The 23,216-nt window shown below is 69.7% G+C and carries 25 protein-coding genes, 1 tRNA gene and 1 pseudogene; 15 read left to right on the top strand and 12 right to left on the bottom strand.

Annotated elements, in window-relative coordinates:
• Window positions 1-65: 65 nt before the first annotated feature.
• A complete protein-coding gene (locus NH287_RS01965) occupies window positions 66-548 on the bottom strand; it encodes a CarD family transcriptional regulator (RefSeq protein ID WP_064003134.1) in 483 nt (160 codons plus the stop codon).
• A gap of 134 nt (window positions 549-682) precedes the next feature.
• On the opposite strand from NH287_RS01965, the gene NH287_RS01960 reads away from it, so the two are divergent.
• Window positions 683-1,168 carry a hypothetical protein gene (locus NH287_RS01960; protein WP_064003133.1) on the top strand — a complete coding sequence of 162 codons (486 nt, stop codon included), beginning with the start codon at window positions 683-685 and terminating at the stop codon, window positions 1,166-1,168.
• A gap of 58 nt (window positions 1,169-1,226) precedes the next feature.
• On the opposite strand, the gene NH287_RS01955 is transcribed toward NH287_RS01960, so the two are convergent.
• On the bottom strand, window positions 1,227-1,910 hold the full coding sequence (locus NH287_RS01955) for a response regulator transcription factor (RefSeq protein ID WP_253034268.1): 684 nt from the start codon (window positions 1,908-1,910) through the stop codon (window positions 1,227-1,229).
• Window positions 1,907-3,094: a cell wall metabolism sensor histidine kinase WalK gene (locus NH287_RS01950; protein ID WP_253034267.1), complete on the bottom strand. Its 1,188-nt coding sequence runs from the start codon at window positions 3,092-3,094 to the stop codon at window positions 1,907-1,909. The genes NH287_RS01955 and NH287_RS01950 overlap by 4 nt, the downstream gene beginning before the upstream one ends.
• A gap of 176 nt (window positions 3,095-3,270) precedes the next feature.
• On the opposite strand from NH287_RS01950, the gene phoU reads away from it, so the two are divergent.
• Window positions 3,271-3,942: a phosphate signaling complex protein PhoU gene (gene phoU, locus NH287_RS01945; RefSeq protein WP_064003130.1), complete on the top strand. Its 672-nt coding sequence runs from the start codon at window positions 3,271-3,273 to the stop codon at window positions 3,940-3,942.
• Between the two features lie 67 nt (window positions 3,943-4,009).
• Here the strand turns inward: phoU and NH287_RS01940 are convergent, their stop codons facing one another.
• Complete coding sequence (locus NH287_RS01940) at window positions 4,010-4,759, bottom strand: phosphoglyceromutase (RefSeq protein WP_217531424.1); 750 nt, start codon at window positions 4,757-4,759, stop codon at window positions 4,010-4,012.
• 41 nt (window positions 4,760-4,800) lie between these two features.
• Here NH287_RS01940 and NH287_RS01935 point away from each other — a divergent pair, with 41 nt between their 5' ends.
• Window positions 4,801-5,625: a class I SAM-dependent methyltransferase gene (locus tag NH287_RS01935; RefSeq protein ID WP_253034266.1), complete on the top strand. Its 825-nt coding sequence runs from the start codon at window positions 4,801-4,803 to the stop codon at window positions 5,623-5,625.
• Between the two features lie 10 nt (window positions 5,626-5,635).
• On the opposite strand, the gene NH287_RS01930 is transcribed toward NH287_RS01935, so the two are convergent.
• The 4 genes from NH287_RS01930 to NH287_RS01915 form a co-directional block, all read right to left on the bottom strand.
• On the bottom strand, window positions 5,636-6,700 hold the full coding sequence (locus NH287_RS01930; protein ID WP_253034265.1) for an aromatic acid exporter family protein: 1,065 nt from the start codon (window positions 6,698-6,700) through the stop codon (window positions 5,636-5,638).
• Between the two features lie 32 nt (window positions 6,701-6,732).
• On the bottom strand, window positions 6,733-7,812 hold the full coding sequence (locus tag NH287_RS01925; RefSeq protein ID WP_253034264.1) for a folate-binding protein YgfZ: 1,080 nt from the start codon (window positions 7,810-7,812) through the stop codon (window positions 6,733-6,735).
• Window positions 7,809-8,414, bottom strand: a complete 606-nt coding sequence (locus tag NH287_RS01920; RefSeq protein WP_064003126.1) for an FABP family protein — start codon at window positions 8,412-8,414, stop codon at window positions 7,809-7,811. The genes NH287_RS01925 and NH287_RS01920 overlap by 4 nt, the downstream gene beginning before the upstream one ends.
• Window positions 8,415-8,585: 171 nt before the next feature.
• Window positions 8,586-8,876, bottom strand: a complete 291-nt coding sequence (locus NH287_RS01915; protein WP_064003125.1) for a hypothetical protein — start codon at window positions 8,874-8,876, stop codon at window positions 8,586-8,588.
• Window positions 8,877-8,993: 117 nt separating this feature from the next.
• Between NH287_RS01915 and NH287_RS01910 the strand changes: the two genes are divergently transcribed.
• The 8 genes from NH287_RS01910 to NH287_RS01875 all read left to right on the top strand — a co-directional run bounded on the left by NH287_RS01910 (window position 8,994) and on the right by NH287_RS01875 (window position 18,135).
• Entirely contained in the window at window positions 8,994-9,680 is a 687-nt protein-coding gene (locus tag NH287_RS01910; RefSeq protein WP_253034263.1) for a response regulator transcription factor, read from the top strand.
• Between the two features lie 66 nt (window positions 9,681-9,746).
• Window positions 9,747-11,915, top strand: coding sequence for an RNA degradosome polyphosphate kinase (locus tag NH287_RS01905; RefSeq protein ID WP_253034262.1), 2,169 nt, complete (start codon window positions 9,747-9,749; stop codon window positions 11,913-11,915).
• Window positions 11,912-12,850: an NUDIX domain-containing protein gene (locus tag NH287_RS01900; RefSeq protein ID WP_253034261.1), complete on the top strand. Its 939-nt coding sequence runs from the start codon at window positions 11,912-11,914 to the stop codon at window positions 12,848-12,850. Before NH287_RS01905 ends, NH287_RS01900 begins: the two co-directional genes overlap by 4 nt.
• 137 nt (window positions 12,851-12,987) lie before the next feature.
• Window positions 12,988-14,103 (top strand): phosphate ABC transporter substrate-binding protein PstS, encoded by a 1,116-nt coding sequence (locus NH287_RS01895; RefSeq protein WP_253034260.1) that lies wholly within the window; start codon window positions 12,988-12,990, stop codon window positions 14,101-14,103.
• 77 nt (window positions 14,104-14,180) lie between these two features.
• Complete coding sequence (gene pstC, locus NH287_RS01890; RefSeq protein ID WP_253034259.1) at window positions 14,181-15,143, top strand: phosphate ABC transporter permease subunit PstC; 963 nt, start codon at window positions 14,181-14,183, stop codon at window positions 15,141-15,143.
• Window positions 15,143-16,237 (top strand): phosphate ABC transporter permease PstA, encoded by a 1,095-nt coding sequence (gene pstA, locus NH287_RS01885; RefSeq protein WP_253034258.1) that lies wholly within the window; start codon window positions 15,143-15,145, stop codon window positions 16,235-16,237. The genes pstC and pstA overlap by 1 nt, the downstream gene beginning before the upstream one ends.
• A 29-nt stretch (window positions 16,238-16,266) precedes the next feature.
• Complete coding sequence (pstB, locus tag NH287_RS01880; protein ID WP_064003118.1) at window positions 16,267-17,046, top strand: phosphate ABC transporter ATP-binding protein PstB; 780 nt, start codon at window positions 16,267-16,269, stop codon at window positions 17,044-17,046.
• A gap of 279 nt (window positions 17,047-17,325) precedes the next feature.
• Window positions 17,326-18,135, top strand: a complete 810-nt coding sequence (locus NH287_RS01875; protein ID WP_253034257.1) for a DUF559 domain-containing protein — start codon at window positions 17,326-17,328, stop codon at window positions 18,133-18,135.
• 108 nt (window positions 18,136-18,243) lie between these two features.
• Here the strand turns inward: NH287_RS01875 and NH287_RS01870 are convergent, their stop codons facing one another.
• From NH287_RS01870 to sigK, 4 genes are all read right to left on the bottom strand, one after another.
• Window positions 18,244-19,128, bottom strand: coding sequence for an aminodeoxychorismate lyase (locus NH287_RS01870; RefSeq protein WP_253034256.1), 885 nt, complete (start codon window positions 19,126-19,128; stop codon window positions 18,244-18,246).
• 324 nt (window positions 19,129-19,452) lie between these two features.
• Window positions 19,453-20,091 carry a DNA-directed RNA polymerase subunit beta gene (locus tag NH287_RS01865; protein WP_253034255.1) on the bottom strand — a complete coding sequence of 213 codons (639 nt, stop codon included), beginning with the start codon at window positions 20,089-20,091 and terminating at the stop codon, window positions 19,453-19,455.
• Between the two features lie 44 nt (window positions 20,092-20,135).
• Entirely contained in the window at window positions 20,136-20,939 is an 804-nt protein-coding gene (locus NH287_RS01860) for an anti-sigma factor (protein WP_253034254.1), read from the bottom strand.
• Window positions 20,936-21,523 (bottom strand): ECF RNA polymerase sigma factor SigK, encoded by a 588-nt coding sequence (gene sigK, locus NH287_RS01855; RefSeq protein WP_253034253.1) that lies wholly within the window; start codon window positions 21,521-21,523, stop codon window positions 20,936-20,938. The genes NH287_RS01860 and sigK overlap by 4 nt, the downstream gene beginning before the upstream one ends.
• A gap of 216 nt (window positions 21,524-21,739) precedes the next feature.
• Between sigK and NH287_RS01850 the strand changes: the two genes are divergently transcribed.
• The 4 genes and pseudogenes from NH287_RS01850 to NH287_RS01835 all read left to right on the top strand — a co-directional run.
• On the top strand, window positions 21,740-22,414 hold the full coding sequence (locus tag NH287_RS01850; protein ID WP_253034252.1) for a fasciclin domain-containing protein: 675 nt from the start codon (window positions 21,740-21,742) through the stop codon (window positions 22,412-22,414).
• Window positions 22,415-22,527: 113 nt separating this feature from the next.
• Window positions 22,528-22,704: a hypothetical protein gene (locus NH287_RS01845; RefSeq protein WP_253034251.1), complete on the top strand. Its 177-nt coding sequence runs from the start codon at window positions 22,528-22,530 to the stop codon at window positions 22,702-22,704.
• A gap of 39 nt (window positions 22,705-22,743) precedes the next feature.
• Window positions 22,744-22,816, top strand: a tRNA-Lys gene (locus tag NH287_RS01840).
• Window positions 22,817-23,089: 273 nt separating this feature from the next.
• Window positions 23,090-23,216 (top strand): annotated as a pseudogene (locus NH287_RS01835) (transcriptional regulator); the annotation flags it as partial.

Genomic DNA, 23,216 nt, shown 5'->3' with positions numbered 1-23,216 from the left:
CACGCATGCCGTCCCGCGGCAAACGAAGAACGGCCGGCTGAGCAGCCGGCCGTTCTTTCGTGATCTCAGGAGGCGAGGACCTCGTCGAGGACGCTGGACGCCTTGTCCTCGTCGGCCTTGAGGGCCAGCGCGATCTCGGAGATGAGGATCTGCCGCGCCTTCGCCAGCATCCGCTTCTCACCCGCGGAGAGCCCGCGGTCCTGGTCGCGGCGCCACAGGTCGCGCACGACCTCGCTCACCTTGATGACGTCACCCGACGCGAGCTTCTCGAGGTTCGCCTTGTAGCGACGCGACCAGTTGGTCGGCTCCTCGGTGAAGGGTGCGCGCAGGACGTCGAAGACCTTCTCGAGCCCGTCCTTGCCGATCACGTCGCGGACGCCCACGAGATCGACGTTGTCCGCAGGGACCTCGATGATGAGGTCGCCCTGGGTGACGTTGAGCTTCAGGTATTTCTTCGTCTCTCCCTTGATGACGCGATCCTTGACCTCGATGATGGTCGCAGCGCCATGGTGCGGATAGACGACGGTTTCGCCAACCTCAAAAAGCATGCAGTTGTGTCCTTTCGGCAACCTCCAGAATACCACAGGCGACATACGCTAGAGTTCGCCGCCCCCTCCGCCCGGTCCCGCCGTCGTGACCCCATAGGATGAGAGTGCCGCCGTTCGTGTCATCTGGAGGATCCGTGAAATCGCGTCTCATCGCGTCCCTCGCCCTGGGCGCCGCCGTCGTTCTGGGAACCACGGGCTGCAACATGCTGGCCCCGCAGGCGACGACCATCCAGTACTCGGCGTCCGACGGCGTCAACATCCCCGAGTCCGGGCCGCTGAAGGTCCGGAACGCCATGATCATCGCCAACGAGGACGGCTCGCTGGGCAACCTCATCGCCGGCATCGTCAACGGCACCGATGAGGACCTGGTCCTCAACGTCACCGTCGGCGACCAGCCGCAGCGCGTCGACGTCCCGGCGAACAGCACCGTCAGCCTCGGCGTGACGCAGGCTCCGCTCCTGTTCGACGACACCGGCAAGCCCGGCTCCGACGTCGACGTCTCGTTCCAGTCGGGCGAGGGCGAGGGCGTCCGGGTCGCCGTCCCGATCCTCGACGGCACGCTCCCCTACTACACCGAGTTCGTCCCGACGCCCGCCGCGACGGCGACGACCACCGGCTGACACCCCCGTCACGAAGGCCCCCACCGCGAGGTGGGGGCCTTCGTCGTCGAGGGAGCGCTCAGGCCTCGAAGCGGTAGCCGAGTCCGCGGACGGTCAGCAGCATGACGGGGTCGCTCGGGTTCGTCTCGATGCGCGAGCGGATGCGCTTGATGTGGACGTCGAGCGTCTTCGTGTCACCGAAGTAGTCGCTCCCCCACACGCGGTCGATGAGCTGCCCGCGCGTCAGCACGCGACCCGCGTTGCGCATGAGCAGTTCGAGGAGTTCGAACTCCTTGAGCGGCATCGAGATCTCGTCGCCATCGACGGCGACCGTGTGCCGGTCGATGTCGAGGGTCACACGACCGCCCTGGATGATCCGGTCGTCGACGTCGAGCTCGTCGCTGTCCGCACGGCGCAGCACGGCGCGCATGCGGGCGAGCAGCTCACGCGAGGAGTAGGGCTTCGTGATGTAGTCGTCGGCGCCGAGTTCGAGCCCCACAACGATGTCGACCTCGCTGTCCTTCGCGGTCAGCATGATGATCGGCACCTTGGAGGTCTGCCGGATGACGCGGCACACCTCGGTGCCCGGCATCCCCGGCAGCATCAGGTCGAGCAGGACGATGTCGGCGCCGCGCGACGTGAACGCGTCGAGGGCCAGGCCTCCGTCCTCGGCGATCTCGACCTCGAACCCCTCCCGTCGCAGGAGGTAGGCGAGGGGGTCTGCGAGGTCGGGTTCGTCTTCGACGATCAGGACTCGGGTCATGAGGCTTTCCTTCTGCTGGGCGCCTTTGCGCCGATCTTCTTCTTCTTGGGCTTACGGGTGGTGGAGGTGTCGACGGCGGCGAGGGGCAGGCGGATCGTGAAGGTCGACCCGCGCCCGGGGCGCGACCAGAGGTCGACCGACCCGCCGTGGCGCTGGACGGCGTGCTTCACGATCGCGAGCCCGAGTCCTGTGCCACCGGTGCGCCGGGACCGGGCCTGGTCGGCGCGGTAGAAGCGCTCGAAGACGCGCTGCTGGTCCTCTTCGGGGATGCCGATGCCATGGTCGGCCACGGCGATCTCGACCGCGCCGTCGGCCTCCCGCACGCCGACCCCCACCTGCGCTCCGGGCGGCGAGTAGGCGATGGCGTTGGCGAGCAGGTTGCTGACCGCCTCGGTGAGGATCTGGCGGTCGCCGCGGACGAACAGGCCGCGGTCGCCCCCGCGGGCGACGCTGATCTCGGCGGACTCCGCCGACACCGCGAGCGACTCGATCGCCGCGCGGACCACCTCGTCCACCGAGACGTCGCGCATCTCGGAGATCTCGTCGGCGGACTGCAGGCGGGAGAGGTTCATGATGCGGGAGGTCAGCTGCCCGAGGCGGGTCGCCTCGGCACTCAGACGCCTGACGAAGTGACGCACCTGTTCGGGGTCGTCGGCGGCGGACTCGATCGCCTCGGCGAGGAGGGTGACGGCGCCGACGGGGGTCTTGAGCTCGTGCGAGGTGTTCGAGACGAAGTCGCGCCGCATCTGCTCGACGCGCTCGCGCTCGGTGATGTCGCGGATGACGATGAGGGTCAGACGCGGGGTGATGACGCTCGCCCGCGCGGCCACGACGCGCGGCTCGACGCCGCGGTTGAGCGTCGTGTTCTCGGTCGCGGGGAGCCCCGTCTGGCGGGCGCCGCGCACGAGGGCGCGCAGCCGCTCGGCGTCGAGGCTCTCGTTCACCCGCAGCGAGAAGACCTCCGCGGTCGCGGAGGCGGCGAGGACGAGCATCGACGGATCGACGACGACGGCCGCGTCGTCCATGGCCTGTAGAACGGATGCCGTGCCCTCGGGGAGCTCGGTCGAGGTAACCAGCCGGGTGCGCTCCCGCGATCGCGCCGCATAGAACACGAGTGCGGCCGCACCACCGCCGACCAGGAGCCCCACGACGAGCGCCAGCAGCTCGAGCTGCGTCGAATCCATGACCCCAGCGTAGGGTGGGCACACCCCCGCCATCGGACGGAAATCGGCCCGTAGGTCGGTCACCGCCGACTGTTCACCGTGTCGGCACCGACCGTTAACCTGAGCGCGGGAGGATGGCCGAGGTCTCTGCGCGACAGTCGCGCCCCTCACCCGCCCGCACGAAGAGAAGGTGCTCCATGCGCGAAGTTTTCCACCAGTCCCTCGAGGACGTGCAGACCCGTCTCGTCGAGATCTCCGAACTCGTCACCGTCGCCATCGAGAAGGCCACCCGGGCCTTCGCCACGAGCGACGTCGCCCTCGCCGAGGACGTCATCGACAACGACCAGGTCATCGATGACAAGGCCATCGAGCTCGACGAGCTCGCCATCGAGATCCTCGCGCGCCAGCAGCCCGTCGCGCGCGACCTGCGCATCGTCGTCGCGGCGCTGCGCGTGAGCGCCTCGCTCGAGCGCATGGGCGACATCGCCGAGCACATTGCCCAGCTGACGCGGATGCGCTTCCCCGAGCGGGCGGTCCCGAAGGGACTGAAGAACACGTTCACGAAGATGGGCGAGATCGACACCGAGGTCGCCCGCACCCTGGCCGACCTGCTGCGCACCGAGGACCTGTCGCTGGTGAGCCGCCTGCACGAGCTCGACGACCAGCTCGACGCACTGCACCTCGCGGTGTTCGAGAAGGTCCTGAGCGACAACTGGCAGGGCGAGGCATCCGCCACCGTCGACGCCACGCTGGCCTCCCGCTACCACGAGCGCTTCGGCGACCACGCCCTGTCGGTCGCCAAGAAGGTGTCGTACCTCGCGACCGGAACCTGGGCAGCCGACACCGAGGGCGTCGACCTCGAGGTCTGAGCCGCCGCAACGACGAAGAGCGGATGCCGAGAGGCATCCGCTCTTCGTGTTCCCGGTGTGAGGCGGGTTACTTCTTGCCCTGCGAGGCGACCGCGGCGGCGCCGGCAGCGGCGGCGTCGGGGTCGAGGTACTCGCCCGGTCCGATCGGGACGAGGTTCTCGTCGAGGCGGTACACGAGCGGGATGCCGGTGGGGATGTTGAGCTCGGCGATGTCGTCGTCGCTGATGCCGTCGAGGTGCTTCACGAGCGCGCGCAGCGAGTTGCCGTGGGCGGTCACCATGACGGTCTTCCCCGTCTTCAGGTCGGGGACGATCTCGCTCTCCCAGTAGGGCAGCAGGCGGTCGATGACGATCTTCAGCGACTCGGTGCGGGGCACCTCGCCGTCGATGCCCTCGTAGCGCACGTCGCCGACCTGCGTGTACGGGTCGTCGTCGGAGATGTCCGGCGGCGGGACGTCGAACGAGCGACGCCAGAGCATGAACTGCTCCTCGCCGAACTCCTCGAGGGTCTGCGCCTTGTCCTTGCCCTGCAGGGCGCCGTAGTGGCGCTCGTTGAGGCGCCACGACCGCTTGACCGGCACCCACAGGCGGTCGGCCGCGTCGAGGGCGATGTTCGCGGTCTGGATGGCGCGGGACAGGAGCGAGGTGTGCAGGATGTCGGGCAGCAGACCCGACTCCTTGATCAGCTCGCCGCCGCGCTGGGCCTCGGCCTTGCCCTGATCGGTGAGACGGACGTCCACCCACCCGGTGAACTGGTTCGACTTGTTCCACTCGCTCTGGCCGTGCCGGAGGAGGATCAAGGTGTAGGGGGCTGTCATGCCCGCAATCCTACCGGCGCGGCGGGTGCGATCATGGGGGCATGACGCGCTCCGATCCTGTCGTCGGACAGGTGACCCGGGGGACGACGAACACCAACCGCCTGCGCCGCGTCGACCGCTGGATCGCGCGGCATCCGGTGCTGCGCCGGACCGCCGATCCGCTCGTGGTGGATCTCGGGTACGGCGCGAGCGGGGTGACCGCGTTCGAGCTCGAAGCCCGGCTGCGGCGGGCGCGCCCGGACGTCGAGGTGCTGGGGCTCGAGATCGAGCCGGCCCGCGTGGAGCGCGCCCGCGCGCAGCTCGCGATGATCCGTGCGGGGGCGGGGGTGTTCGCCGCGGATGCGCGCGTGTCGTTCGCGCGCGGCGGGTTCGAGGTGCCGGTGCCGGACGGGCGCCGCCCGGCGGTGATCCGCGCGTTCAACGTCCTGCGTCAGTACAACGAGGCCGACGTGCCCGCGGCGTGGGAACGGATGGCGTCGCGCCTGCGCCCGGACGGCATGCTCGTCGAAGGCACGTGCGATGAGCTCGGCCGGATCTCGACCTGGATCGAGATCGGACCGGATGCCGCGCCCCGCTCGCTCACGATCTCGTTGCGGCTCGCGGGGCTCGACTCCCCCGTCGTCGCCGCCGAGCGGCTGCCGAAGGCGCTCATTCACCGCAACGTCCCGGGCGAGCGGGTGCACGACGTCCTCGATGCCCTCGACCGCGAGTGGACGCGGGCGGTCGCGGCGTCGTCGTTCGGCCCGGTCCAGCGGTGGCGCGCCGCCCTCGACGCGCTCGTCGCGGCGGGGTGGCCGATCGGCGGGCGGAGCCGGTGGCGACTGGGCGAGTTCACGGTGGCGTGGGAGGCCGTCGCGCCCCGATGAGCGGGACGCGTCAGACCCGCGGGAGCAGCGCGCGGGCTTCGTCGGGGCGCAGGCCCGTCGCGCACAACAGGTCGGTTGCGAGCGGCCGCAGCGCCGTGATGAGGGTCTGGTCGCCGAGCGATCCGTCGGGGACGAGGGCGACCGGGTCGAGGCGGGCCGCCACCGCGGTGAGCACCTCCCGCGCCGCCGGCTCGTACGAGATGTCGGTCAGCGACGAGGCGACCAGGTTCGCACCGCGCACGAGCTCGAGGAGCAGATCGGCGGCGACGTCGCGCTCGCGACCGTCGTCGCTCAGGTAGACGGCGCGCCGGGCGACGACGCGCAGGTTGCGCACCGCGAGGTCCATGGCCTGCCGCATCCGCTCGAACCGCTCGAGCTCGAACCGCTGGCGGCGGAGGAACGGGGAGATGCGGGCGATCGCCGCGCCCGACTCGACCGAGACCCGCCAGTCGTCGACAAGGCCCTGCAGCTCGCGCGCCTTCTCGAGCCCGCGCTCGGCGCGCACGCGGCTGCCACGACGCAGGCCCTGTGCGACGGTGCCGGCGGCGCCCTCGAATGCAGAGAACAGGCGCGTCGCGTCGGCCAGGGCGGTGCGGAGCGGGCTGCGCGGGATGAGGGCGGTGACGAGCAGCGCCATCGCTCCGCCGATGACGGCGTCGAGCAGTCGCAGGAACGGGGTCTGCGAGGGGACGACGACCACGATGATCGACTGGATCGCCGCGGCGATCGCGAAGCCCGCCTGCGGCGAGACGAACCGCGCGATCGACAGGCTCACCCCGAGGGTGAGGGCGAGCTGCCACCACCCGCTGCCGGCCGCGAAGACGACCAGCTCGGCGACGAAGACGCCCAGCACCATGCCGATGACGGTCTCGAGCACCCGCCACGGGCGGGCGTCGCGGACGAGACCAAGGCTCGAGATGGTGACGGTCGCCGCGATCAGCGGAGCCGGGTGCCCCAGTCCGTAGTGCGCGATCGAGAACGCGGCGCTCGCGGCGACCACGAGCTGCACGATCGCGACGGCGGACCCGCGCAGTCGCGCCCACCCCTCGCGCGGGTACCTCCGGGCTGTGGGCACCGGAACCGTGGTGGTCGGTTCGGGCGCCATCGTCAGCGGCGCTGCGACAGACGCGGCAGACGCGGGACGGATGCCGCACGCCCGGCATCCGGCGGAACGACGACCTCCTGCGCCGCGGCGATCTCGCCGTCCGCGACGGCCACGGTCAGCGCCGCGTCGACGGGGACGGACCGTTTCACGATCGCGAGGGCGATGGGGCCCTCCTCGTGGTGGCGGGCGACGGAGGTGATCGCTCCGACTTCGGCGCCGTCGAGGCGGACCGGTGCGCCCGGGTCGGGCAGCTCGGCATCCGAACCGTCGAGCTGCAGCGCGACGAGGCGACGCGGCGGGTGCCCGAGGTTGTGCACCTTGGCGACGGTCTCCTGGCCGCGGTAGCAGCCCTTGTCGAGGTGGACGGCCGTGCGCAGCCAGTCGACCTCGTGCGGGAGGGTCCGGCCGTCGGCCTCCGCGGCGGCGCGGGGACGCCACGCGGCGACGCGCAGCGCGTCGACGGCGAGGTGACCGGCCAAGCGGACATCGCCGCGGACGGCGGCGGCGGCGAGCTCGTCGAGGGTGGCCCGCGGCACGATCGCCTCGGCCCAGTCGCGCTCGGCACCGGGGTGCGGTTCGACCGGGGAGTATCCCCACCCACCGGGGCTCACGCGGGGCCACGGGTCGCGCCACACGACGGCGGCGCCCAGGGCGTCGACAGCGGCGGCGGTCCCGCCGACGACGGCGTGGTCGGCGGCGTCCTGCGGGTCGACGCGCAGGCGGAATCGCATCCGCGTCAGCCAGATCAGCAGCGCGTCGGCGCGGTCGCGGTCGACGATGAGCCAGGTGCGCTCCCCGTCGTCCACGACGGATGCCGCGTGCTCGACGTGCCCCTGCGGGTCGAGGACGAGCAACTCGGTGCCGACTCCGGGCGCGAGGGTCGTCAATGCCTGCGAGGTGATGGAGTCGAGCCACGAGAGCCGGTCCTCGCCGGAGACGGTGAGGACGGCGCGGTCCGCAAGGGGCGCGACCGCGGCCCCGCTCGCGAGGTCGCGCTGCTCCCTCACCGGGTTGCCGAGATGGGCGAGCCCGCGGTCATCGAGGACAGCACCGGGCACGGCCGCGAAGGCGTCGGCGGTCATTGGACCCTCGCGAGTCGAGCGGAGGCGTGGGACGACAGGTCCGAGCCGAGCGCGGCGATGTCCCACGCCCACAGCAGGTGCCCGTCGACGAGCCCGTACATCCGGGTCGCGGCGCCGTACTCCTTGGCGCCCGCGGGGCGGACGATCGCGTCGGTGGCGATGTCGATGCGCGGACCGCGCACCTGGCCGAGGTAGAGCTCGCTGATGCCGTCGGAGTGCACGAGCGCGACCTCGATCTCGAAGCCGTCCTCCGCCGTGCGGAGAGCCTCGACGTCGTGCACGGTACGCGCGTCGACGCGAGGCGCGAGGGCCGGCAGCAGCGCGGGCCCGGGATCCTGCTCGGTCGCGGGGCGGGACAGCCGCCAGTACCCGGTCTCGGCGACGAGGTCGCGGCGGCGGCCCTCGGCATCCTCGAACCAGGCGGTCGCCGCGTAGTTCAGGGCGTCGCCACCGTCATGGCTGAAGCTCACGCGGTGGGAGAACTCGCCCGACATCGTGCGACCCTGCGCGTCGTACTCGAGGACGCCGGTGCCCTCCCACACGCCGAGGAGCCAGGAGAGCGGGACCAGATCAGCCGGAAGGTCGGTCGGCAGATCGATCACGATGTCAGCGCTGACCGCGGTAGAGGTTCCAGACGACGACGCCGGACACGAACGCGATCGCGAGCGATGCGAGGCCGAGCAGCCCGACGAAGAAGAGTTCGAGTGCGACGAGATCCATGCCGTCCACTTTAGCGGCCGGGAGCGGACCCTCGGTCGGCGGATGCCGGTGGATCAGCTCGCGAAGAGTTCGGCGAGCGCGAAGCCGGCGCCGATGAGTCCCATCACCAGCATCGCGCCGAGGACGCTCGCCGAGATGCGCATGATGAACCCCTGCGACCGCCCCGACGCCAGCTGCACCGCGAAGGCGAGGAAGAAGCAGAATCCGAGACCGACCAGGAGCCACGCGCCGCGCCAGTCGGGCTCAACGAACACGCCGACGGCGAGGGCGACGAGAGCGGCGGCCACCCAGACCGCGATCACTCCGGCGGCCCGTCGACGAGGGAGGATCTCGGGCGCGGTCATGGTCCCTATTGTGACGCACCGGCGCGGGGCCCGCACGGCGGCGAGCCCGCGTCGCGGCGGCCGCGGGGCGAGCCCCTAAGATGAGACCGGTTCCGAGTCCGCACCGGAGGGTCCCCCTTGGCACAGTTGCTCGTCCTGAGCTCCGCCGCCGGCGGCGACTCCGTCCTGCCCTCTCTCGAACTGCTGAGCCACCGGGTCCGCCAGATCCCCGCCGAGGCGGCGCAGCTGGTGAACGCCCCCAATGCGGACATCGTGTTCGTCGACGCCCGTAAGGACCTCGTCGCCGCGAAGTCGCTCTGCAAGATCCTGACGACGACGGGTCTCGACGCGCCGCTTCTGCTGGTCGTCACCGAGGGCGGACTCACCGCGGTCTCCCCCGACTGGGGCATCGACGACGTCGTCCTCGTCGGCGCAGGCCCCGCCGAGGTCGATGCCCGCATCCGCCTCGCCATCGGACGCGTGTCGAAGGAGCAGGTCTCCACCCGCATCCAGACCTCCGGCATCACGATCGACGAATCCTCCTACTCGGCGAAGGTGCACGGTCGCCCGCTCGACCTCACCTACAAGGAGTTCCAGCTGCTTCACTTCTTCGCGACGCACCCCTCGCGGGTGTTCACCCGCGAACAGCTGTTGAGCGAGGTGTGGGGTTACGACTACTTCGGCGGCACCCGCACGGTCGACGTTCACGTGCGCCGGCTGCGCGCGAAGCTCGGGGACCTCGAGCAACTCATCGGCACCGTGCGAAACGTCGGCTACCGCTTCAACGTCTACGAGGACGAGCAGCTGCCGGGCGCCTCCGCCTGAGTCGGAGGCCGCGGCATCCGTCGCCATGTTCACGCACACGTCACCGTCCCCTGCAATGATGTGGGGATGATCGACACCCAGGTTCACGACTCCGGACTGGGCGACGCGGACGACGACGACTTCGACGACGTCGTCGAAGCGTACGACTCGCAGCTGCCCGACAACCGCTACCTCGACCGCGAGCTCAGCTGGCTCGCATTCAATCAGCGCGTGCTGGAGCTCGCGGAGGATCCGAACCTGCCGACGCTGGAGCGAGCGAACTTCCTCGCGATCTTCGCCAGCAACCTCGACGAGTTCTTCATGGTGCGGGTCGCCGGCCTCAAGCGCCGCATCCTCACCGGCCTCGCCGTGCCGACCAACGTCGGCCGCGCTCCCCTCGATGTGCTGACCGACCTCGCAACAGCGGCGCACGCACTGCAGGAGCGTCACGCGGCGGTGTGGTCCGAGCAGGTCCGCCCGGCCCTCGCCGACGCGGGCATCGAGGTCGTCTCCTGGGCCGAGCTGTCGGACCCCGAGCGGAGCACGCTCTACGACTACTTCTCGGCGCAGGTCTTCCCGGTACTCATGCCGCTCGCCGTGGACCCCGCCCACCCGTTCCCCTACATCTCGGGTCTGTCGCTGAACCTCGCCGTGCGCATCCGCAACGCGCGCACGGGGCGGCAGGAGTTTGCGCGCCTCAAGGTGCCCCCGATGCTGCCCCGGCTCATCGAGGTCGCCAAGAACGGTTCGACCGTGCGCTATCTGCCGATCGAGGAGCTCATCTCGGAGAACCTCGACGACCTGTTCCCGGGCATGGAGATCCTCGAGCACCACACGTTCCGCCTCACGCGCAACGAGGACGTCGTGATCGAGGAGGACGAGACCGAGAACCTCATCCAGGCGCTCGAAGCCGAGTTGCTGCGCCGCCGCTTCGGTCCGCCGATCCGCCTCGAGATCACCGAGGACATGGACGAGGTCACGCTCTCGCTACTGCTCGACGAGCTCGACATCACCGAGAACGACGTCTACCGCCTGCCCGCCCCCCTCGACCTGCGCGGACTCTTCTCCCTGTCGCAGATCGAGCGGCCCGATCTGCGCTACCCGGCGCACGTGCCGAAGACCTCGACGCCGTTCCAGCCGGCCGAGCAGAACGGCCGCGCCGACATCTTCGCGGCGATCCGCAAGGAGGACGTCCTCGTCCACCACCCGTACGAGTCGTTCACGACGAGCGTCGTGTCGTTCCTGCAGCAGGCCGCGCGCGACCCGCACGTGCTCGCGATCAAGCAGACGCTGTACCGCACCTCCGGTGACAGCCCGATCGTCGAGGCGCTCATCGACGCGGCCGAGAACGGCAAGCAGGTCCTCGCGCTCGTCGAGGTGAAGGCCCGCTTCGACGAGGCGGCCAACATCGTGTGGGCGCGCAAGCTCGAGAAGGCCGGCGTGCACGTCGTCTACGGGCTCGTGGGCCTGAAGACCCACTGCAAGCTCCTTCACGTGATCCGCGAGGAGGACGGCGTCCTCCGCAGCTACAGCCACATCGGGACGGGCAACTACAACCCGAAGACGAGCCGCATCTACGAGGACTACGGCCTGTTCACCGCGAACGAGCAGGTCGGTCGCGACCTGACCCGCCTCTTCAACGAGCTGAGCGGCTACGCGATCGAGAAGAAGTTCAAGCGGCTTCTCGTGGCCCCGCTCCACCTGCGCAAGGGCCTCCTCCGTCACATCGACGGCGAGCGGCGCAACGCGCTGGCCGGCAAGCCCGCCCACGTGCGCATCAAGGTCAACTCGATGGTCGACGAGCAGATCATCGACGCCCTCTACCGCGCCAGCCAGGCCGGGGTGAAGGTCGACGTCTGGGTGCGCGGCATCTGCTCGCTGCGCTCGGACCTGCCGGGGGTCAGCGACAACATCACGGTGCGCTCGATCCTGGGGCGCTACCTCGAGCACTCCCGCATCTTCACGTTCCACAACAACGGCGACCCGCAGGTCTTCATCGGCAGTGCCGACATGATGCACCGCAACCTCGACCGCCGCGTCGAGGCGCTCGTGCGGGTGACCGAGCCCGCGCACGTGAACGAGTTGATCTCGCTGTTCGAGCTGGCGATGTCCGACACCACGAGCTCGTGGCACCTCGGCGCCGAGGGCGAGTGGACGCGGCACCATCTGGATGCCGAGGGCAACCCGCTCGTCGATCTGCAGGAGAAGACGATGTCGCAGGTGCTCCGCCGGCGGCGTGCGCGGGCGGTGCGATGACGGAGACCGCGGTCTACGCCGCGGGCGGCGTCGTCTGGCGGATGGTGGACGGCAAGCTGCTCGTCCTGGCGATCCACCGCACGAAGTACCGCGACATCACCCTGCCCAAGGGCAAGGTCGATCCCGGTGAGACCCTCGCCGAGACGGCCGTGCGCGAGATCTTCGAGGAGACCGGCATCCGTGTCCACCTCGGGGTGCCCGTCGGGATCTCGAAGTACCGCCTGCCGAGCAAGCGGACGAAGATCGTCCACTACTGGAGCACCGAGGCGACCGAGGAGGCGATCCGCGGGTCGTCCTTCGTGCCGAACCGCGAGATCGCCGCGATCGAATGGCTCACGCCGAAGAAGGCGCTCGAACGGCTGAGCTATCCGGTGGACGTCGAGATCCTCGAGAACTTCCTACGCCTCGTCGACGACGGCGTGCTCGCGACCTTCCCCGTCGTCGTGCTGCGCCACGGCAAGGCGACTCCCCGCGAGGACTGGAAGGGGAAGGATGCCGCCCGCCCCCTCACCGACCGCGGCAAGCGCCAGGCGAAGGCGGCCGTCGGGCCGTTGCGGGCGTTCGGCATCCGTCGGGTCGTCTCGAGCGACGCGGTCCGCTGCGTCGACACCGTGGCACCGCTCGCGAAGGCGCTGGGCCGCGACATCCGTCGGACCGAGCTGATCTCGCAGGATGCCTGGGAGGAAGGGCGCGCGGATGTGCGCGCCGTCGTCGGCAAACGCGTGAGGTCGCGGAAGGCCGCCGTGCTGTGCTCGCACCGACCGGTCATCCCCACCATCATGAGCGAGCTGGCACTGGCGACCGGGAGCCTGAAGGGCTCGTACATCGAGAGCGCCGCCGACCTCGAGGTCGGCGGGTTCTCCGTGGCGCACCTGTCGGCGACGAACCCCGGCTCGGGCATCGTGGCGATCGAGACGCATCCGCCGAAGGTGTGAATCGGCTGAGCGAGAGGCGTTCGGACCCGACCCGTTCACCTGTCGTTCACCTGTCGAGCGGAACCTGGTCACCGGCGACTCTTAGCGTCGAGCCAGCCCCGCACCGGGGTGTCCCGATCACCCGAAGGAATTCACACGTGAAGCTCAACCGCATCGCCCGCGTGGGCGCTGTCGCCGCCGTCGCCGTCCTCTCCCTGTCGGCCTGCGCCGCCAACGAGGGCACCCCCGCTGGCAGCGGCCAGCCCTCCGACGGCGGCAGCTCGCTGTCGGGCACCGTCAAGGCGACCGGCGCCTCCTCGCAGGGCGCCGCCCAGCAGGCGTGGACCGCGGCCTTCCAGACCGCCAACCCGGACGTCACGGTCAACTACCAGCCGACCGGCTCGGGCACCGGCCGCGACAACTTCATCGCCGGCTCCAGCAACTTCATCGGCTCGGACCGCGCCTACAAGACCGACGAGATCGCCGCCGGGAAGTTCGGCGCCTGCGCGACGCCCGACATCGTCGAAGTCCCCGCCTACATCTCGCCCGTCGCCGTCGTCTTCAACCTCGAGGGCATCACCGAGCTGAACCTCACGCCCGAGGTCATCGGCGAAATCTTCAACGAGAAGATCGAGAAGTGGAACGACCCGAAGATCGCGGAGATCAACGAGGGCGTCGAGCTGCCCGACCTGGCGATCACGCCCGTCTTCCGCGGCGACGAGTCCGGCACGACCGGCACCTTCACCGCCTACCTCGCCTCCGTCGCGCCCGACGCGTGGCCGTACGAGGACGACGACGCCTGGCCCGTCGAGACCACGCGCTCCGAGGCGGCCCAGCAGACCTCCGGCGTCGAGGCCGCCGTCAAGGCCGGCGACGGCACCATCGGCTACATCGACGCCTCGCGCGTCGGTGACCTGGGCTCGGCCGCCGTCAAGGTCGGCGACGAGTTCGTGCCGTTCTCCTCCGAGGCCGCCGCGGAGCTCGTCGCGTCGTCGCCGCTCGAGGAGGGCCGTGCCGACGGTGACCTCGTCTACGACGTCGACCCCGCCAATGCTCCCGCCGGCTCGTACCCGATCGCCCTCGTGAGCTACCTCATCGGCTGCCAGCAGTACGAGGATGCCGACACCGCCGCCATCGTGAAGGCGTACTTCTCGTACATCGTCAGCGAAGAGGGCCAGAAGGTCGCCAACGAGGCCGCCGGCTCCGCGCCGCTGTCGACCGAGGTCGCCAGCGAGGCCCAGGCCGCCATCGACCTGATCGGCGCCAAGCAGTAACACCCCTGCTGCGGGTGGCCCTCCACGGAGGGTCACCCGCAGCCCCACGTCCGCCCGCTTCCGACCCGAGGACTGCGATGCCCCCCACCTCCGACCTGGCCACCGACCAGGCGCCCACGAGACGACCGATGCGTCGCCGCGGCGACCTCGTCTTCTCCAGCACCGCGCTCGGCGCGGGCATCATCATCCTCATCGTGCTCGCCGCGGTGACGCTGTTCCTCATCGTCGAGAGCGTCCCCGCCTTCACCGCGGACCCCGACGAGACGCAGTTCCTGAACGGCGAGCCGTTCTGGCAGTACGTCTGGCCCTTCGTCTTCGGCACACTCTGGGCGTCGATCATCGCCCTGGTCGTGGCGACGCCGCTCGCCATCGGCATCGCGCTCTTCATCTCGCACTACGCCCCGCGCCGGCTCGCCTCCGCCCTCGGCTACATCATCGACCTGCTCGCCGCGATCCCCTCGGTCGTCTACGGCCTGTGGGGCGCCCTCGTCTTCTCGCAGATCCTGAAGCCCTTCTACGTGTGGCTGAACGACAACCTCGGCTGGATCCCCTTCTTCGCCGGTGCCGTCTCCCCCACCGGGCGCACGATCCTCACGGCATCCTTCGTCCTCGCGGTGATGATCCTGCCGATCATGACCGCGATCACGCGCGAGGTCTTCCTGCAGACGCCCGTCCTCCACGAGGAGGCGGCGCTGGCCCTCGGCGCGACGCGCTGGGAGATGATCCGCATGGCCGTGTTCCCCTTCGCCCGGGGCGGCATGGTCTCGGGTGCGATGCTCGGGCTGGGTCGCGCCCTCGGCGAGACGATGGCCGTCACGATGGTGCTCTCGGCCACGGGTGCGGTCACCTTCCAGGTGCTCAACTCGAACAACCCGACGCCGATCCCGGCGAACATCGCCCTCAACTTCGGTGAGGCGTACGGGGACGGCGTCAACGTCCTCATCGCGACCGGCCTCATCCTCTTCCTCGTGACCTTCGCCGTCAACGCGCTCGCGCGGTGGATCGTGAACCGTCGCGCCGAGTTCTCTGGAGCGAACTGATGACGACGACCCTCACCCGCTCCGCGGCCCGGACGCCCGTCGGCAACTCGCTCACCGCGGGTCAGCTGCCGAAGTGGATGCCGTGGGTGCTGCTGGCCGGTGCCCTCGCGCTCTCGAGCATCGTGTTCGCCATCATGAACGGCGGCGGTGACGTCGCGGACTTCAACATCGCCGCGGCGGTCTTCGTCGGGGTGGTGCTGTTCGCGATCGTCCTCGTCATCCTCTCGAACGTCGTCGAGACCCGGCGCCGCGCCGCCGACCGACTGGCGACCGTGCTGGTGTCGATCGCCTTCACGATCGCGCTGCTGCCGCTGATCTCGCTGCTGTTCACGGTCGTCGTCAACGGCATCGCACGATTCGACCCGATGTTCTTCTCGTACTCGATGCGGAACATCGTCGGCGAGGGCGGTGGAGCGATCCACGCCATCTACGGCACGCTCATCGTCACCGGGTGGGCGACGCTCATCTCCGTGCCGATCGGCCTCATGACGTCGATCTATCTCGTCGAGTACGGACGCGGCCGTCTCGCAAAGGCGATCACGTTCTTCGTCGACGTCATGACCGGCATCCCCTCGATCGTGGCGGGTCTGTTCATCGTCGCCGTCTGCGCGCTCATCTACGGACCGGGTCTCAACACCGGCTTCATGGGTTCGCTCGCGCTCAGCGTGCTGATGATCCCCGTCGTCGTGCGGTCGAGCGAGGAGATGCTGCGGCTCGTGCCGAACGAGCTGCGCGAGGCGAGCTACGCGCTCGGTGTGCCGAAGTGGCTGACGATCGTCAAGGTCGTGCTCCCGACATCCGTCGCGGGCATCACGACGGGCATCATGCTGTCGATCTCCCGCGTCATCGGCGAGACCGCGCCGCTGCTGCTGACGGCCGGCTTCACCCAGTCGCTCAACGTGAACGCGTTCGACAACCCGATGATGACGCTGCCGGTGTTCGTCTACGACCAGTTCCAGAACCCCGGCACGAACATCCCCGCCGCTCTCGAGCGGGCCTGGGCCGGCGCGCTCACCCTCATCATCATCGTCATGGCGCTGAACCTCATCGCACGCTTCGTCGCGAAGAAGTTCGCCCCCAAGTTCGGCCGCTGACCCGCGGCATCCGACAGAAAGCACCCGAAGTGTCCAAGAGCATCGAAGTCAACGACCTCAACGTCTACTACAGCGACTTCCTCGCCGTGGAGGGCGTGTCCCTCGACATCGAGCCCCGCAGCGTGACGGCCTTCATCGGCCCGTCCGGATGCGGCAAGTCCACCTTCCTGCGCACGCTCAACCGCATGCACGAGGTCATCCCCGGCGCGCGCGTCGAGGGCGAGGTCCTGCTCGACGGCGAGGACCTGTACGGCCCGGGCGTTGACCCGGTGCTTGTGCGCCGCCAGATCGGCATGGTCTTCCAGCGCCCGAACCCGTTCCCGACGATGTCGATCCGCGACAACGTGCTGGCCGGTGTGAAGCTCAACAACTCGCGCATCTCGAAGTCCGATGCCGACGCGCTCGTCGAGAAGTCGCTGCGCGGCGCGAACCTCTGGAACGAGGTCAAGGACCGCCTCGAGAAGCCCGGATCGGGCCTGTCGGGTGGTCAGCAACAACGCCTCTGCATCGCGCGCGCGATCGCCGTCTCGCCCGACGTGCTGCTGATGGACGAGCCGTGCTCGGCCCTCGACCCGATCTCGACGTTCGCGATCGAGGAGCTCATCCAGGAGCTCAAGAGCGAGTACACGATCGTGATCGTGACGCACAACATGCAGCAGGCCTCGCGCGTCTCGGACAAGACCGCGTTCTTCAACATCGCCGGCACCGGCAAGCCCGGCAAGCTCATCGAGTACGACGAGACCGGCACGATCTTCACCAAGCCGTCCGTCCAGGCCACCGAGGACTACGTCTCGGGTCGCTTCGGGTGAGTCCTCCTCCCTGAGGCCACGCGCCGGCACGGATTCGGGTTCCGTGCCGGCGCGTTTTCTTTGTGCGCGGATGCGTCGCGTGCGTAGGTCGGGTAGGCGTGCTCGGATGCAATGGATGCCGGGCGACACGCGGCATCCAATCGGTCTGCCACGGGGTGTCGCGGCGGATCTGTTGCATCGGTGAACGGGGGTTCCTCCCCGGAGGGTGGGATGCGGCGGCTCTCCCCCGGTTCGGGGTGCGAGTCCGTGCGGGGTGACAGCGGCGGCGAGGATCGCGGGATGTGCGAGCTGCGGCATCCGATTCTCCGTCTTCGTCAGTTGCTCGACGCGGGGTGGTCGATGCGACGGGTGCAGCGTGCGCTGCGGACGGGTGAGCTGCGCCGGGTCCGCGTCGGCGTCTTCGTTCCGCCGGACGCGTGCGCCGACGCCGTCGCGATCGCCCGGCACGGCGGGTCGATGGCGTGCGTGACCGCGGCGCGGCATCGCGGACTGTGGGTGCTCGACGAGGACGATTCGCCGCACGTCTGGATGCGGCCGGGCGGCCGGTCGCACGACGCGGACTGCGACTGCGTCGAGCACTGGGACGCGCCGGGCGTCGGTGAATCGCGGCGGGAGCCGTCGCTCGCCCGGGTGCTGCGGCAGGTCCTCCTGTGCCGTGGCGTCGAGGCGTTCTTCGTCGCGCTCGAGTCGGCCCGACGACAGCGGATGCTCGACGGCGACGACATGCGGTGGCTCGCGCAAAGTCTGAACGCCGCCGGGCGTGAGGCTCTCGGGCTGAGCCGGGACGACGCCGACAGCGGTCTCGAGTCGCTGCTGCGGTGGCGGCTGCGCGGGTTCCGGCTGACCGTGCGGACGCAGGTGCGCGTCGCAGGCGTCGGGGTCGTGGACGCCCTGATCGGCGACCGCGTGATCGTCGAGGTCGACGGGCGGGAGAACCACGACGGCGCGTCGCTGCGGCACAAGGACCTCGTGCGGGACGCGAACGCCGCCTTGTGGGGATATGTCACGCTCCGGTTCGACTACGCGATGGTGCTGCACGACTGGGACCTCGTCGAGCGCGCGATCCTCGCGGCCCTCGCGCGGGCGTGACGCGTCCACGGATGCAAGGGATGCGGGGCGACACGCGGCGTCCCGGGGCGGATCAGCGGCGTGTCGGGGCAGATCTGTTGCATCCGTGAACGGCAACCCGCCGCGGGGTCAGTCGCGGGGGCTGAGCAGGTAGCGGTTGAAGGATGCGGTGAGCTCGGCGTCCACGGCCAGCGGGCGACCGTCGACGGCGGTGATCGGAGCGGCGAGGCGCACGCTGGAGACGAGCCAGGCGGCATCCGCTTCGTGTAGGGCCGAGACGGGCAGCGTCTCGTAGGCGGTCTCGAATCCCTGCGCGGCGAGGTGCTCGAACAGGCTCAGCTGGGTCGTGCCGTGCAGGATGCCGCCGTTCGGCGCCGGGGTCACGAACGCGTCGCCGCGGCGGATGATCAGCGACGCGGTCGGCGCTTCGAGCACGAATCCGTCGGAGCTCACGAACACGGCGTCGTCGGCTCCGCGGCGCTTCGCCTCGCGGATCGCCGCCATGTTGACCGCGTACGACAGCGTCTTCGCGCCCAGCAGCAGCCACGGCGCCCGCCCGGGCAGATCGATGCTGTACCCGCGGTCGAGCACCGCCACCGCGATGCCCTCGGTGCGCGCCTTCGTGAAGTCCGCGGCCGGCGCCACCGTGACCCACGCGGTCGGCGTCGGTCCGTGCTCGACACCGCGGCTCAGGATCAGCTTGATGACCGCCTCGCCCTCCCCCGACGCGGCCTGCGCCCGCCGGATCGCCTCGCGCCACTGCCCCTGGTTCGGCGCCGGCAGCTCGCAGATCTCAGCGGAGTGCGCGAGTCGCTCGAGGTGCGGCTCGACCTCCTGCGCGTGCCCGTCGACGACGCCGATCGACTCGAAGATCCCGTCGCCGCGCTGCGTGCTCAGCTCGCCCACGGTGAGCGCGGGGGCCGACGGGTCCACCTCGGTGAACGTGTCGGCGAAGTCGGTGCGCGCATCGTCGGATGCCGCGGGGTCGATCATGAGAGCGAAGCGCCAAGCCATGCGACGAGCCTACGCGGCGGCATCCGTCGTCGGCGGTGTCGACGGATGCAACGGATCGTGCGCGACACGCCGCTGAAGGGCGACGGGATGCCGGGTGTCGCCCGGCATCCGTTGCATCCGTGAACGCGCACGACGCCCGCGGCGCGACACGCCCGGCCCGAACGAAATCCCCCGCGGGCTGGAATACCCGCGGAGCCCCTCCGTTACACTTTTCTAGCCGGGCCGCAGTAACCCCGGGCTCCATCTTCAGCCGCTGCGAGCGGCCACGCGCCGAGAGGCGTTCTGCGGCCCGGCACTTTCATGCCCGCGAACGCGGCCCCCGACTCAGGTGAGGCCGTCGCGGCGCCACAGGGCCGCGGCCGCCGTGAGGTCGCCGGCGTAGGTGTCGAGGCGCAGCGCGCGGGTCGTGAACTGCGACGCCCGTCCGGGTTCGCTCGCGTCGTAGTCGTCGGCGAGGTCGGTCGCGCCGGCCGAGACGACGCGCGAGAACGCCGCCGCCCGCTCGAGGGCGAGCGCGAAGTCGCCTGCGAACACCCCGCGCATGATGAGGTCGATGAGCGAGACGAGCTCGTCGGGGCTTGCCGGTGTCGGCGCCCCCGCGATGACGACATCGGCCGATGCGAGCCGCGTGCGTCCCCGCTCGTAGAGCAGCGCGGACGTCGCCGGGTCGTCGTGGATCATCAGCTGCAGCAGGTACAGCCGCCACAGTGCGCCCGGCAGCGACCGGGCGGGCGACTGCGCCCACAGCTCGGCGATGGTCGCGATGCCGTGCGCGTCGGTGAAGGTCACGAGCCGGTCGATGACCTCGTCGTGCGGCGCCTCGCGCACCCGCGAGAGCAGAGCGGATGCCGTGGCGTGCGCCACGCGGCTGGCTTCAGCGGGATCGTCGGCGGCGAAGTTGCGATCGAACGAATCGGGGGAGCGGCGGACCGGCTTGTGGAAGTCGCGGGACGCGTCAGACATCGCTCCAGGCTACCCCGCAGGGCGGGGACGGGCCGCGGCCCGGCTCAGGCCGTGGGGATCGTGATGATCGGGTCGGTCGTGGGCGAGCCGTCGGGCGATCCGCCCTTCTGCTCGACCGTGACCGCCACGATGTCGCCGGGCTGGAACTCGCCGGACAGCAGCGCCGTGACCTCGTCGGACGGGTCGAACACGCCGGCCGAGATGGGCTGATCGCCGCGGATGAACCACAGCTCGAAGGAACGGTCCGAGGGGATCTCGGGTGCGTCATCCGTCGTCAGCACGACCTTGTCGAGCTCGTCCGACCAGTGCAGCACGGCCTCGCCGCCGTCGGTGAACTGACCCGTCACGGTCTGCGCGTCGGGCGCGGCCTCGATCTGCTCCAGCGCCTGCACCTCGAGGGGCGTGCGGGCCTGTTCGACGAGGGATCCGACGCCCCAGCCGATGCCGACGAGAAGTGCGGCGGACGCGACCAGCGCGAAGAGTCCGCGGGTCCAGTTGCGTCGCTGCACGGCCTGGATCGCTTCGGTCGGCGGTCCGGCGACGGCGGGCTCGTCCGCCGGAGCGGACTCGGCCGCAGGCTCCGCGGCGACAGGCTCGGCGGCAGCAGCACGCGCCGGGGCCTGCGGCATCCCACTGATCTGCTCGAGCAACCGGGCCCGCAGGTCGGCGGGAGGGGCTTCTTCGCCCGCGCCTTCGGCGAGGAATCCGGCGACCTGTGCGTCGGCGTCGACCTGGTCCTGCCACTCGGGGTGGGCGGCCAGTGCGTCCTGATAGGCGCGCTCGTCCTCCGGCGACAGCGCGTCGAGCGCGTGCCCTGCGGAGAGCTCGGAGAAATCCTTCTCGTTCACAGTGTCACCCCCATCTCCTGTCGTAGGCGGTTCAGTCCGTCGCGCATGCGTGTCTTGATCGTTCCCAGCGGTGCTCCGAGGAGCGTCGCGATCTCACTTTGGCTGTATCCCCCGAAGTACGCGAGGGTCAGGGCCTCACGTTGCGGGTCGGGCAGAGACCGGAGCGCGCGCACGACGCGACGTCCTTCGATCTTCATCTCGACCTGTTCGGCGATGCCTTCTTCTTGTGTGTGCGCGTCCCGGGCTCCGACACGCATATCCCGGTCCACGCTCGATTGTGACGAGCGCACCCGGTCGACGGCCCGACGATGGGCCATCGTCAGGATCCAACTTCTCCCTTGGCCTTTGTTCGGAGCGAACGAGGAAGCGGATTGCCAGACCTCGAGAAAGACCTCCTGCAGCACCTCTTCGCTCTGCGACGGGTCGACGAGGACGCGTCGGATCAGTCCGAACACCCGTGACGAGAGCATGTCGTAGAGCTCTGCGAAGGCCGCCTGATCGCCATCGGCGATGCGGACGAGGAGGTCGCCGGCGTGATCTGCCGCCTGCCCGTCGTCGGGAACTTCAACACCGTCGATAACCATCGCTCCTCAGCATGCCACCCCGGGGACCTGGAACTCGGATGCCGGGGCTCGAAACCCCGGCGACACGTGGGATCGAGAGCGTTTCGTGACCGTCGGCATCCGCCCGGTGAGAACTCGCGAAAAAGAATCTCGGGAAATGTGCAATCCGTTTGCCTAGTGGTTCCGAAGACCAGACATCGCCGCCGCAGAGGGCGGTCCCAACACATGGAGGACAACATGTTCAGCACGAAGAAGAAGATGACCGCAGCACTCTCTCTGACGCTGGTCGGTGCGTTCGCTCTCGCCGGCTGCTCGTCGAGCACCGCCCCCGAGGGTGGCACCAGCAGCGAGGGCATGGAGTCGCAGGAGCCGATGGAGTCGCCCTCGCCCGAGATGACCGAGGACACGATGGACCCCGCCGCCAACCTCGTCGGCCCGGGCTGCGCGGACTACGCCGAGGCCGTTCCGGACGGCGCCGGATCGGTCGCCGGTATGGCGCAGGACCCGGTGGCCACCGCGGCATCCAACAACCCGCTGCTCAAGACGCTGACCGCTGCGGTCAGCGGCCAGCTGAACCCCGACGTCAACCTCGTCGACACCCTGAATGGTGACGAGTTCACCGTCTTCGCTCCGGTCGATGACGCCTTCGCCAAGATCCCCGCCGAGACCATCGAGGGTCTGAAGACGGACTCCGAGACGCTGACGTCGATCCTCACCTACCACGTGGTCCCCGGCCAGATCGCACCCGACGAGATCGTCGGCACGCACGCGACCGTTCAGGGCGCTGACCTCGAGGTCACCGGCTCGGGCGACGAGCTCATGGTCAACGACGCCATGGTGATCTGCGGTGGCGTTCAGACCGCCAACGCGACCGTTTACCTCATCGACACGGTGCTGATGCCCCCGATGTGATCACGGTCTTCTGACCGGCGGCGTCGTCGGAGCTCTGCGGGCTCCGGCGGCGCCGCCTTCTTTTCCCTCGTGTGGGGGATGCCGCGGCTCGGCGCCGTCCGTAGCGTCGAAGTATGGCCAACAAGAACATGAACGGGATGTCGTTCGGCCTCTGGATCGCGATCGGGAGTCTCGGCGGGATGATGGTCGGGCTGCTGTTCCTCGACAACATCGGACTGGGTGTCGGCTTCGGCCTGTCGTTCGGCATCATGCTCGGGATCATCTTCGGCAGTTCGAAGAACACCGAGTGACGGATGCCGCGCCGCTCCCCCATTAGGCTGGGACGCTGAGGGCCTCTAGCTCAGTCGGTAGAGCATCGGACTTTTAATCCGCGGGTCGTGGGTTCGAGCCCCACGGGGCCCACCTCTATGGCAGCGTCGGAGTTTGGTCCCTGCGAGCCGCGCCACGCACCGAATCTGCTCGACTGGGTGATGCTCACGCCGACGGTCGCTTGGCCCGCGCGGCGGACCTTGCCCGTGCATCGCATCGGGCGGGCTATCTGAAAACACCGCGTCCGCGGGCGACGGGCGCGGGCGCGTGAAGCGGGACTGGCACGCATGACGACCCCCTTACGGGCATGCGATCTGGGCTGACGCCTGTGACCGAGTGTTCAGTGCGCGCTGTATAGTTCAGTCCATGCTGACTATTGCTTCGCGTCTCGACGTGATGAACCGCCTGGGTCGTGCACTGGCCGACCCCACTCGATCCCGGATCATCTTGACCCTGCTCGACCATCCCGCTTACCCGGCGGAACTGGCCCGAG

Source organism: Microbacterium sp. CnD16-F, assembly GCF_024124465.1.
GTDB classification, from domain to species: domain Bacteria; phylum Actinomycetota; class Actinomycetes; order Actinomycetales; family Microbacteriaceae; genus Microbacterium; species Microbacterium gawkjiense.
The sequence above is the reverse complement of the archived record's forward strand: the minus strand, read 5'-3'. Positions and strand labels throughout refer to the sequence as shown.